The 11,042-nt window shown below is 65.6% G+C and carries 9 protein-coding genes; 8 read left to right on the top strand and 1 reads right to left on the bottom strand.

Going from position 1 to position 11,042, the window contains the following annotated elements; all coding sequences use genetic code 11:
* Positions 1-131 precede the first annotated feature (131 nt).
* From ACLP9N_RS37905 to ACLP9N_RS37890, 4 genes are all read left to right on the top strand, one after another.
* The gene (locus ACLP9N_RS37905) at positions 132-2,441 is read left to right on the top strand and encodes an MMPL family transporter (protein WP_442412207.1); all 2,310 of its coding nucleotides are present in this window, start codon (positions 132-134) and stop codon (positions 2,439-2,441) included.
* A 97-nt stretch (positions 2,442-2,538) separates the two neighbouring features.
* Positions 2,539-4,278, top strand: coding sequence for an AMP-binding protein (locus tag ACLP9N_RS37900; protein ID WP_442412206.1), 1,740 nt, complete (start codon positions 2,539-2,541; stop codon positions 4,276-4,278).
* A gap of 83 nt (positions 4,279-4,361) precedes the next feature.
* Complete coding sequence (locus ACLP9N_RS37895) at positions 4,362-5,840, top strand: MFS transporter (RefSeq protein WP_442412205.1); 1,479 nt, start codon at positions 4,362-4,364, stop codon at positions 5,838-5,840.
* 48 nt (positions 5,841-5,888) lie between these two features.
* Positions 5,889-6,260, top strand: a complete 372-nt coding sequence (locus ACLP9N_RS37890) for a nuclear transport factor 2 family protein (RefSeq protein WP_442412204.1) — start codon at positions 5,889-5,891, stop codon at positions 6,258-6,260.
* Positions 6,261-6,274: 14 nt separating this feature from the next.
* Here the strand turns inward: ACLP9N_RS37890 and ACLP9N_RS37885 are convergent, their stop codons facing one another.
* A complete protein-coding gene (locus tag ACLP9N_RS37885; RefSeq protein WP_442412203.1) occupies positions 6,275-7,132 on the bottom strand; it encodes an SCO6745 family protein in 858 nt (285 codons plus the stop codon).
* Positions 7,133-7,253: 121 nt separating this feature from the next.
* Between ACLP9N_RS37885 and ACLP9N_RS37880 the strand changes: the two genes are divergently transcribed.
* The 4 genes from ACLP9N_RS37880 to ACLP9N_RS37865 form a co-directional block, all read left to right on the top strand.
* A complete protein-coding gene (locus tag ACLP9N_RS37880; RefSeq protein WP_442412202.1) occupies positions 7,254-7,781 on the top strand; it encodes a hypothetical protein in 528 nt (175 codons plus the stop codon).
* A 108-nt stretch (positions 7,782-7,889) separates the two neighbouring features.
* Positions 7,890-8,450: a hypothetical protein gene (locus ACLP9N_RS37875; RefSeq protein WP_442412201.1), complete on the top strand. Its 561-nt coding sequence runs from the start codon at positions 7,890-7,892 to the stop codon at positions 8,448-8,450.
* Between the two features lie 71 nt (positions 8,451-8,521).
* Positions 8,522-9,934, top strand: coding sequence for a sulfatase family protein (locus ACLP9N_RS37870; protein ID WP_442412200.1), 1,413 nt, complete (start codon positions 8,522-8,524; stop codon positions 9,932-9,934).
* A gap of 191 nt (positions 9,935-10,125) precedes the next feature.
* Positions 10,126-11,042, top strand: a 917-nt coding sequence (locus ACLP9N_RS37865) for a serine/threonine-protein kinase (protein ID WP_442412199.1), incomplete at its 3' end; no start/stop codon positions are given.

Below are 11,042 nucleotides of genomic sequence, written 5' to 3'. Positions count from 1 at the left end.
CCCAAACCGTTCATCTGGAAAGCCAGCGCCGACGACATCATCACGAAAGTCCAACGTGGCCGCGAGACCCTTCACCAGATCAAATCGCAGACGGAGCACTAGCAGTAGCAAGCGACCGAGAAAGGAGCGCCGTGCTGCACGGACTGGCGCGACTCGCCATCGCGGCCCCGCGTCGGGTCATCGCCCTGGCTGTGCTCGTGATGATCGGTACCGCGATCTTCGGCGTCCCGGTGGTCAAGTCGCTGTCAGCCGGCGGGGAGCTCGATCCCAACGCCGAATCGTCAAAGGCCTCAGCGCTGCTCGCGAAAAAGTTCGACCAGGGCGACATGGGCCTGCTGATCACGGTCACGTCCGACGGCGGCGCGCTGGGGCCCCAAGCCAGCGCGGTCGGTGCCGATATCGCTCAGCGGCTGGGCAACTCGCGGCATGTCGGGCAGGTGGTGTCGCCGTGGACCGTGTCGCGGGACGCCGCGCGCAAGTTCATCAGCAAGGACGGCAAGGCGGGATTGATCGTTGCCGCCATCAACAGCGGCGACAACGATGCCCAGATCTACGCCGAGCAGCTTGCCGACGAGCTGGTCCATGACCGCGATGGCGTCACGGTTCGCGCGGGCGGGGACGCCGCCGTCGCCTGGCAGGTGAACGAGCAAACCCAGAGAGACCTGTTGCTCATGGAGTCGCTAGCGCTGCCGCTGAGTTTTTTGTTGCTCGTCTGGGTTTTCGGTGGCCTGGTCGCGGCGGCGCTACCGGTGGCCATCGGCCTCTTCGCGATTTTCGGTGCGCTGGCGTCGCTGCGCACGATCACGCTGTTCGCCGATGTGTCGATCTTCGCGCTGAACCTGACCGTCGCGTTGGGCATGGCGCTGGCCGTCGACTACACATTGCTGATCCTCAGCCGGTACCGGGATGAGTTGGCGGAGGGCCAATCTCGTGATGTGGCGCTGATCCGCACCATGGCCACTGCCGGTCGCACCGTCCTGTTCTCGGCGATGACGGTCGCGTTGTCGATGGCGGCGCTGGTGCTGTTCCCCCCGTATTTCCTCAAATCCTTCGCCTACGCGGGGGTGGCGGTGGTCGCGTTCACGGCGGCTGCGGCGATCATCGTGACACCAGCGGCGATCGCGCTGCCGGGTGATCGGCTCGACTCGTTGGACGTGCGCCGGATCCTGCGGCGCGCCCACCGCCGGCCCCGGCCGGTCGAGGAGTGGTTCTGGTACCGGTGGACGAAGTTCGTGATGAGCCACGCGGTGCCGATCGGCCTGACCGTCACCGCGCTCCTACTGCTGCTCGGTGCACCATTCCGCGACGTGAAGTGGGGCTTCGCCGACGACCGCGTGCTGCCCACCTCGGCGTCCGCGCGCCAGGTCGGCGACCAGCTCCGCAACGACTTCGCGGGCGACGCGGTCCCCGACACCACCGTCGTGGTCCCGAACGCGACCGACCTGACCCTCGCCGACCTGGATGCCTACGCCGCCGCTCTGTCGCGGGTACCGGACGTGTCGTCGGCCTCGTCACCGCGCGGCACGTTCGTCGGCGGCAGGCTGCAACCCGGGCCGCCCTCGTCGCCCGCCGGACTCCGGGACCGCAGCGCCTTTTTGACGGTGACCACCACCGCGCCGCTCTACTCCGCCGCCTCGATAACCCAGCTCGACCGGTTGCACGCCATTGCGACCCCGGCCGGCAGACCGGTGCAGCTGGCCGGCGCGGCACAGGGCAATCGAGACAGCGTGCATGCGATCTCTTCGCGGCTGCCGTGGGTGCTCACCATCATCGCGGTGGTCACCATGGTGCTGATGTTCGCGCTGACCGGTAGCGCGGTGTTGCCGTTCCAGGCGGTGCTGACGAACACGTTGTCACTGACCGCGTCGTTCGGTGCGCTGGTGTGGGTGTTTCAGGAGGGCCACCTGGGCGGGCTGGGCACCGCGGCGACCGGCACGCTGGGGGTGGAACTGCCGGTGTTGTTGTTCTGCATCGCCTTTGGCCTGTCGATGGACTACGAGGTCTTCCTCATCTCGCGGATCCGGGAGTACTGGCGGGCGTCCCACAAAGGGTGGGGTGCCAACGACAGGAGCGTCGCGCTCGGTGTGGCCCATACCGGGCGGGTCATCACGGCCGCGGCGCTGGTCATGACGATCTCCTTCGCGGCACTGATGGCCGCGAAGGTGTCGTTCATGCGGTTGTTCGGCTTCGGGCTGACGGTGGCGGTGCTCGCCGACGCCACCCTGGTACGGATGGCCCTCGTGCCGGCGTTCATGCATGTGCTCGGCCGGGTCAACTGGTGGGCGCCCAAACCGTTGGCCAACCTGCATGATCGGTTCGGACTCAGCGAGAATCCCGCACCGGAGACGGATCCGGGCCGCTGGCGGCTGCGCGTCCGCCGGGTGCTGTTCGGTCAGGCCGCCCCCTCGCGAAATTCACCCGATCGCGCGACAGCCGAGTAGCGGGTTGCTTTTCGCCCGCACAGCGCCGGTGGCCGAGGTGTCTAGACTGGATGGCCGTGCGAGTGACGGGACCGGCCCGTCGGGGGACGGGGTGTCGATGACGGAGCCTTCGCTCCCTGCTGTGCTGCGCGAACGTGCCGGTCTGCAGCCCGATGACACGGCCTTCACGTTCGTCGACTACGAACAGGACGAGTCCGGCGTTACATCAAGCCTGACCTGGTCGCAGCTGTATCGGCGAACGCTGAATGTCGCGAACGAGCTTGGGCAGTGCGCGTCGCCCGGTGACAGGGCGGTGATATCCGCGCCGCAAGGACTCGACTACATCGTTGCTTTTCTGGGCGCACTGCAGGCCGGACTCATCGCAGTTCCGCTGTCGGTTCCGCTGGGCGGGGCCGCCGATGAGCGCGTCAATTCCGTGCTGCGCGACGCGTCGCCGTCGCTCATCCTCACGACATCCTCTGTCGCGAGCACTGTCGTCGACTCGGTGCAATCGCAGTCCGACGCACCCGGTCCATCGGTCGTTGAGGTCGATTTGCTGGACTTGGACCGCCCGCGCGGAACCGCGACGATGCCCGAGAATCGGGTAGGCGCGGCGTTTTTGCAATACACGTCCGTATCCACCCGTACACCCGCCGGTGTCATGGTGACGCACCGCAACGTGATGGCGAATCTGGGGCAGTTGACCTCCGACACTTTCGAGGACCTCGGCAAGGTTGCACCGCCGGACACCACCGTGGTTTCTTGGCTGCCCTTCTATCACGACCTGGGCCTGATGTGCGGCATGGCCTTTCCGATAGTCGCGGGACTTCGCACCGTGGTCATGAGCCCGATGGCGTTTCTGCAGAAGCCCGCCCGGTGGATACAGACGGTGGCCCGCAGCACGCGGACCTACACCGGCGGGCCCAACTTCGCTTACGAGCTCGCTGTGAAACGCGTTTCCGACGAGGACATGGCGGGGCTCGACCTGGGGCATGTGCATACGTTCGCTTTCGGTGCCGAACGCGTCCACGCGGCGACGATCAGGCGTTTTACCACGCGGTTCGCCCGGTTCAACCTTCCCGACACCGCGCTGCGGCCAGGGTATGGCCTCGCGGAGGCGACGGTGTACGCGACGTCGAACCCGCCCGGGCGACCGCCGATGACCGCGCGATTCGACTACGAGAGGCTGTCGGCCGGTCATGCGCAGCCGGGCGGCGACGAAGGTGGCGTCGATCTGGTCGGCTGCGGCGTGCCCCGTGCGGCCACGGTGCGAATCGTCAACCCGGACACCCGAGTGGAGAACCCCGCCGGCAAGGTCGGAGAGGTCTGGGTTCACGGCGACAACGTCGCCGCCGGCTACTGGCAAAACCCGCAGGCGTCGGAGGACACCTTCAGTGCGAAGCTGGTCGATCCGTCGCCGGGCACCCCGGAGGGTCCGTGGCTGCGAACCGGAGATTCAGGCTTCGTCTACGACGACGAATTGTTCATTGTCGGCCGCATCAAGGATCTCTTGATCGTGTATGGCCGTAACCACTCGCCCGACGACATCGAGGCGACGGTCCAGGAAGTCACCGGGGGTCGCTGCGCGGCGATCGCTGTTTCGCAGAACAAGACCGAGAAGCTCGTCGTCATCATCGAAGTCAAGAAGCGGGGCGACTCCCAGCAGGACGAGATGGCCAAGCTCGACGCCATCAAGGGCGAATTGACCTCGGCGATATCGAAGTCGCACGGCCTCAGCGTCGCCGATCTCGTTCCGGTGGAACCTGGCTCGATCCCCATCACCACGAGTGGCAAGGTCAGGCGAGGAACGTGCGTCGAGCGGTACCGCAACAACGGTTTCCAACGCATAGACGTTTAGGCCTTCGATAAGCCGGCATACGCTTTGAGGCTTGCGATACAGCGTGGTTGGGTAATTCTCTGATTCACCCAGATCGGAGGCAGATGAGCGAACGCGTGCAAACCGGAACCATCACGACCCAAGTCCCGGCACGGCTGGACCGGCTGCCCTGGGCGCGGTTTCATTGGCGCGTCGTCGTCGGCCTCGGCTGTGTGTGGATCCTCGATGGGCTCGAGGTCACGATGGTCGGCAACGTGTCGTCCCGGCTCACGGAGCACGGCAGCGGCATCGAACTCAACGCCGCAGACATCGGCGCGGCGGCGGCGTTCTACATCGCCGGTGCGTGCTTGGGCGCATTGTTCTTCGGTCACCTGACCGACCGCTTCGGACGGCGCAATCTGTTCATGCTGACCCTCGCGGTCTATCTGATCGCCACCGTTGCGACCGCATTCGCGTTCGCGCCTTGGTATTTCTTCGTCGCGCGCTTCTTCACCGGCTCCGGCATAGGGGGCGAATACGCTGCCATCAATTCGGCGATCGACGAGTTGATCCCCGCGCGGGTGCGCGGTCGGGTGGACCTGGTGATCAACGGGACATACTGGCTGGGCTCGGCCGCCGGCGCGGCCGGCGCACTGGTCCTGCTCGACACGTCGAACTTCCCGGCGAACATCGGTTGGCGGCTCGCCTTCGGCATCGGTGCCTTCTTCGGCATCTTTGTCCTCCTCGTCCGGCGTAACGTTCCGGAGAGCCCACGCTGGCTGTTCATTCACGGGCGCGACGAGGAAGCCGAGCGGATCGTCGGCGAAATAGAATCCGATGTGCAACGGGAAACGGGCCGACCGCTGCCCGAGCCCCAAGGACGGCCGCTGAGAATCCGTCAGCGCCAGGCGATTTCGTTCCTTGAGATCGCCAAGGTGGCATTCACCCTCTATCCTCGGCGCGCGGTCCTGGGGCTGGCACTATTCATCGGGCAGGCGTTCCTGTACAACGGCGTGACGTTCAATCTGGGCACATTGCTGAGTGGGTTCTACGCAGTGCCGGCCGCAAAGGTGCCGCTGTTCTACATCCTGTGGGCGCTGAGTAACTTCTTCGGCCCCCTGGTGCTCGGGCGGCTGTTCGACACCGTCGGCCGCAAACCGATGATCACCCTGTCCTACGTCGGTTCTGCTGTGGTGGCCATTGTCCTCGCGGTGCTGGTTGCGACCCAGGCCGGCGGCGTCTGGGCGTTCATCGCCGTGCTTGCGGCGGCGTTCTTCCTCGCCTCGGCGGGTGCAAGCGCGGCCTACTTGACCGTCAGCGAGATATTCCCGATGGAGACCAGGGCGCTGGCGATCGCGTTCTTCTACGGGGTCGGCACAGCGATCGGCGGCATCACCGGCCCGCTGCTGTTCGGTCAGTTGATCAATTCCGGACAGCGCGGTGAGGTGGTGTGGTCATTCCTGATCGGAGCGGCGGTGATGGCGGTTGCGGGCGTGGTCGAACTGTGGCTCGGTGTGGCGGCCGAACAACGCCCGCTGGAAGAGCTGGCGTTGCCCTTGACGCTGGCCGACACCGAGCAGGCGGACGAGTCGGCGGAGCGCTAACGCGACGAACCCGCAGCCGTGCTGAGTGCGCCGTGTAGCGTCCGAACAATGCCGTCCCAGGAAGCCATCGCGCAAACCGTCAATCGCTATCTCGAGTTCCTCGCCAAGGGCACCGCCGACGATGTCGTGACCCTGTACGCCGCCAATGCCACTATCGAGGACCCAGTCGGATCCGATCTCCGGCGCGGCCACGACGCCGTACACGAGTTTTACGCGGCGATCGAAGGTGTCAAGAAAGAGACCGAACTCGCGCAACTGCGTATCGCGGGCAGCGAGGCGGCGTTTTTGTGGCACCTCACTATCGATGCCGGGGACAGCCGCACACGCATCTCGCCCATCTCGGTGATGGAGTTCGACGAGGACGCCAGAATCACGTCGATGCGAGCGTTCTGGTCGCCTACCGACGTTCAGGTCGTATAGCAGTTGCCTGTGACCTAAAAATCCCGTCGCAGGGTCATCGGCGTGACGGCGGGCATGTCACCTCCAGCGATCACCGTTCGCGCGATCGGTGTCAACGCGCGCAACAACGCCTCCACCTCGGCGTCGTCGAGAAAGTCGAACGCGCGCAGCGCCAGCGCGTCAGTGGTGGTCTCGATGTGGTCTTTGAGGTCGCGTCCGGCCGGGGTCAAGGATCCAGCGTCGGTGAGGAGACCGCGAGCAGCCAGGCTGCGCTCACACGCCCGCCACTCGGCGTCGTCGTAGTGACGGGTCCGCTTGATGTAGTCCTGGGGCACCGCGCCGGCCGCGCATTGCAATACGTTGGATTCCCGCCCGGAGATGCCCGCGGCGACCAGCGCCGCGACGTGACCGTCGCCGCGATACTCGCGCAGCAGAGTTGTGGCGTGCCAGAGCGCGGCAACCGGACCGGTTGGCCAGGGCAAGGCGAGGTTGGCGGCGAACAGTGGCCGACCGTCCACGGACGCCTGTGCGGCCCTCCCAGCCAATTGTGCTGCCGCGCGGACGTTTTCGTCGTCGATGACGCCGTAGCGCCGTAACGCGGCCACCGCCGAGGCTTCGCGGGCCCGCAACACAACCTGTGGCCCCGCGATTTCCCACGCCGCGGGAAGAGCTTTCGCCGCCCGCGCGGGTGCGAAGTTGTAAAACAGCGCGGTCACGACTTCGGGGGCCACCTGGCCCAGTGGGGCCGATCGGGCCGCGAAGTAACCCATCCAGAACCCGCGGTAACCGAGGTCGTCCATCGCCGCGCGCGCCTCCGGCGCGAAATACGTCACGGCATGAACTGGCTCGAAGCGGTCGTATAGCTGACGGGCCAGCTCTGGTACGCGTTGCATCCCTGAAGCTAACCACCGGCAGCCGCACTACGATCACCCCCATGGGCCGACTGCTGCTGATGCCGCCAGTGCTAGCCAGGCATGTAGGTGCGGGTCATGAATTGGTGGGAAGCAGTCAGTGATGCGCTCGCGGCGTGTCATCCAGATCCGCCGGACCCGCGAGTGGCTGGCGCTGTGCGCCGCGATCGCGTTGATCCCGTGGACCATCTACCTCGGGCTCACCCTGCCGCAGAGCTACAGCGCCCAGCATTGGCAGCTGACCTGGGTCGGCTTCGATATCTTGCTGCTGAGCTTCATGATTGCCACCGCGGTACTGGGCTTCGTCCAGCACCACCTGCTGACGTTGTTTGCGTTTACGACGGGCGTCCTGCTCGTGTGCGACGCCTGGTTCGACGTGCTGACCGCCAGACGCGGCGATTTCGTGGTATCGGTCCTCACCGCCGTGCTGGGGGAGTTGCCGATAGCGGCGGTGCTGATCTTTGGCACCCTACGCATCGCACGCCTGCAGGGCTCGCCGGTGAGCCGGCCACGGTGGCTATTTCGGGTGCGCAGGCGAGCGGTCGGGGTGCGCCGGGGACCGTCCGGGCGGTCCGCCCGGAGAATGCCCGTGCGGCGATCGGATGAACGCTCACCAGCATCGACTGGGTGAAGTCAGCTTTCCGCAGACTGCGGTCATGGAATTTCTTCGTGCACCCACGTGTTGATGCTGGGTATATAAGGCCATACTCAGCTCTGCTATGCGTGAGGGAGGCATTCGATGCCTGTGTTCAACGACATGCCCGCGGCTTCACCGGACCTTCACCGGCCGCAGCACGATCCGCAGGATCTGGGTCTTTTCGAATCCGCCCGCATGGACCGGGAGATGGCACGCGAAATGGGCCAGAACTCCCAGCGGCGGAATAAGAAGTCCGCGATCGCGACTGCGCTGGCAAATATGTCGACTCCACGCTTGCTCATCCTCATGACCGGCATCCTGCTGCTGGTCGGCGGTCTATTGGCGCTGCGGTTTCCCGTCTTCCTCTCCGACTTCGACCAGTGGGGATTCCAAATCAACTGCGGCAGTGGGTTCGGAAGCGATTGGACTCAGGCCGCTACCGCCGACGCGGCCGGAACCCACTTCGTAGGCCAATGCCACGCAGCCATCGCGATACGCCGCGCCTGGACCGTCCCCGTCGTGGTGGCGGGGGCGTTGCTGCTGAGCACACTGCTGCTCAGGCCGACGCGCCGGCATTCGGCAAACACGCAAACGGCACGCGAAGTCCCACCGGTGCGGTTGTCATGGTCGTCGTCTTCTCGCATGCTGCCCGAATCTTCGTGATCCATCGGGTTCCGACGTAATCCTCTGGATACCCAACAATTTTGGTCGCCCCTCGGGCAAGCTTGCTGAGCATGACGGAGCGGCGAGACGACAACCTGCTTATCGTGAACTGGCACGACACCGGCCGCTGGCTCGGGGCGTACGGGCATCGCGGGGTTTCGAGCCCGTGCCTGGATCGCTTGGCCGCCGAGGGCATCCTGTTCACCCGCGCCCACGCTGCCGCCCCTCAGTGCTCACCGTCGCGCGGGGCAATATTCACCGGTCGGTATCCGCACAGCAACGGCCTGATCGGATTGGCCCATCACGGTTTTGAGTACCGCGAAGGGGTCCGCACACTACCGCAGATTCTGTCGGACGCCGGCTGGTACTCGGCGCTATTCGGGATGCAACACGAAACGTCGTTCCCGGCGCGGCTCGGCTTCGACGAATTCGACGTGTCCGACTCCCACTGCGAATATGTCGTCGCCAAAGCGCAGGAATGGCTGACCGAGAGCGCGCCGCTCGATGGCAGCGACCCGTTCCTGCTGACGGCGGGTTTTTTCGAAACGCATCGGCCCTGGTCGGGGGAGTCGCGCGACCGGTATCGGCCGGCGCAACTCGAGGACGTCGAAGTGCCCGCCTACCTGCCGGACGTCGCGGAAGTCCGCAGCGACTTCGCCGATTTCTATGGGGCGATCGCGGTGGCGGACGCGGCGGTCGGCCGCCTGCTGGACACGCTTGCAGACACCGGATTGGACGCCACCACGTGGGTGGTTTTCTTCAGCGACCACGGCGCACCCTTTCCGCGCGCGAAGTCCATGCTGTACGGCGCCGGCACCGAGATCTCGTTGATCATCCGACCGCCCACGAGGCTGGGCATCGCGCCGCGCGTCTATGACGAGTTGTTCAGCGGTGTCGATCTGCTCCCGACGCTGCTCGACATGTTCGGCATAGAGATACCGGCCGAAGTGGAAGGCGTCTCGCACGTGAACCATCTGCTCCGGCCGACACCGGATGCCGCACCCGCTCGCCGGGAGGTGTTCACCGAGAAGACCTTTCACGATTCCTTTGATCCGATGCGTGCCATTCGCACTAAGGAATACAGCTATATCGAGAACTACGCGCCACGCCACCTCGTGGACTTACCTTTGGACATCCAGGACAGTCCCTCCGGGAAAGCCGTATTCGACTATGCAGAAGGGCCGCGGCCGGCGCGCGAGCTCTACAGCCTGCCCGACGACCCCAGCGAGTTGAACAACCTGCTCCTCGGGGAGGAACGTGACGGATTGGCCAGGATTGCGAATGAGCTCGCGCTTCGCCTTCACCTGTGGCGGGAACGGACGGGAGACGTGTGTCCGTCGGAGTTTGCCGGACCACGAATCCTGTTCGAGCGCGCCGAAATCTACGTCGAGGCCTCCGTGCGAACCCTCGGCCTCCGGCCGACCTCGCGTTCGTCGCGGGGGACCGAACGCGGCTTGCGGCAGGTGACCGGGACCAAGCAATAGCCGCAAGAATTTCGCAAGAAATCCGCGACTATCCGGCAAGCGGTGTCCGTCACCCTAGGTGTCGTCGGCCATCGTCCAGCCAGGACGAAATGCGATGACAGTGGGTGGCCGGAGGGCGTGTGCGGAACCGGCCCCGCCCTATTGCTGGGAAAGGATATGAGGTGCCCACAAAGAGGATTTACGATTTGCCCATGTCACTTGTGGGTGGCCAGGTGTTCGCCGGATACACCATCGTGCGGGTGCTGGGCGCGGGCGCGATGGGCACCGTCTACCTGGCGTCGCATCCGCGGTTGCCGCGCCAGGATGCGCTGAAGGTGTTGCCGGCGGATTTGACCGCCAATGCGGAGTTTCGGGCGCGATTTCTGCGCGAGGCGGACCTGGCGGCCGGTCTGTCGCATCCCAACATCGTGCGGATTCACGATCGCGGCGAAGAGGGCGGCCAGTTCTGGATTTCGATGGACTATGTCGCCGGCACCGACGCGGGCCGCTTCTTGCGCGAACGCTTTCCGGGCGGGATGCCCCTCGACGAGGCGGCCTCCATCATCGCCGCGGTGGGCTCGGCGCTGGATTACGCCCACCATCGAGGGTTGTTGCACCGCGACGTCAAGCCGGCCAACATCTTGTTGGCCGATCCCGACGGAGGGCTGCGGCGGGTTTTTCTGGCTGATTTCGGCATCGCGCGCAGCATCGATGACGCGGCGGGCCTGACGGCGACGAACATGACGGTGGGCACGGTGAATTACGCGGCGCCCGAGCAGTTGAGGGGTGAGCCGATTGATGGGCGGGCCGATCAATATGCGTTGGCCTGCACCGCTTTTCATTTGTTGGCCGGGGTGGCGCCGTTTGAGGACTCCAATCCGGCGGTGGTGATCGGTCGCCATGTCAACGCCCCGCCGCCCTCGATCGGCGCGCGTCGCCCCGAGTTGGCGGGTCTGGATGCGGTGTTTGCCACCGCGATGGCCAAAGATCCGTCGCAGCGGTTCGGCAGCTGCACGCAGTTCGCCGAGCACCTGGGCCAGCAGTTGAGCCCAAGCTTCGCCTACGTCGGCGAGATCCCGGTCCGCGCGGACACCCAAGACACCCAGCCGTCGTTCGGCGCCGCGGCGCC

Source organism: Mycobacterium sp. (genome assembly GCF_052144515.1).
Taxonomy (GTDB): domain Bacteria; phylum Actinomycetota; class Actinomycetes; order Mycobacteriales; family Mycobacteriaceae; genus Mycobacterium.
Note: the sequence above shows the minus strand (reverse complement) of the source record. Positions and strands in the feature narration are given on the sequence as shown.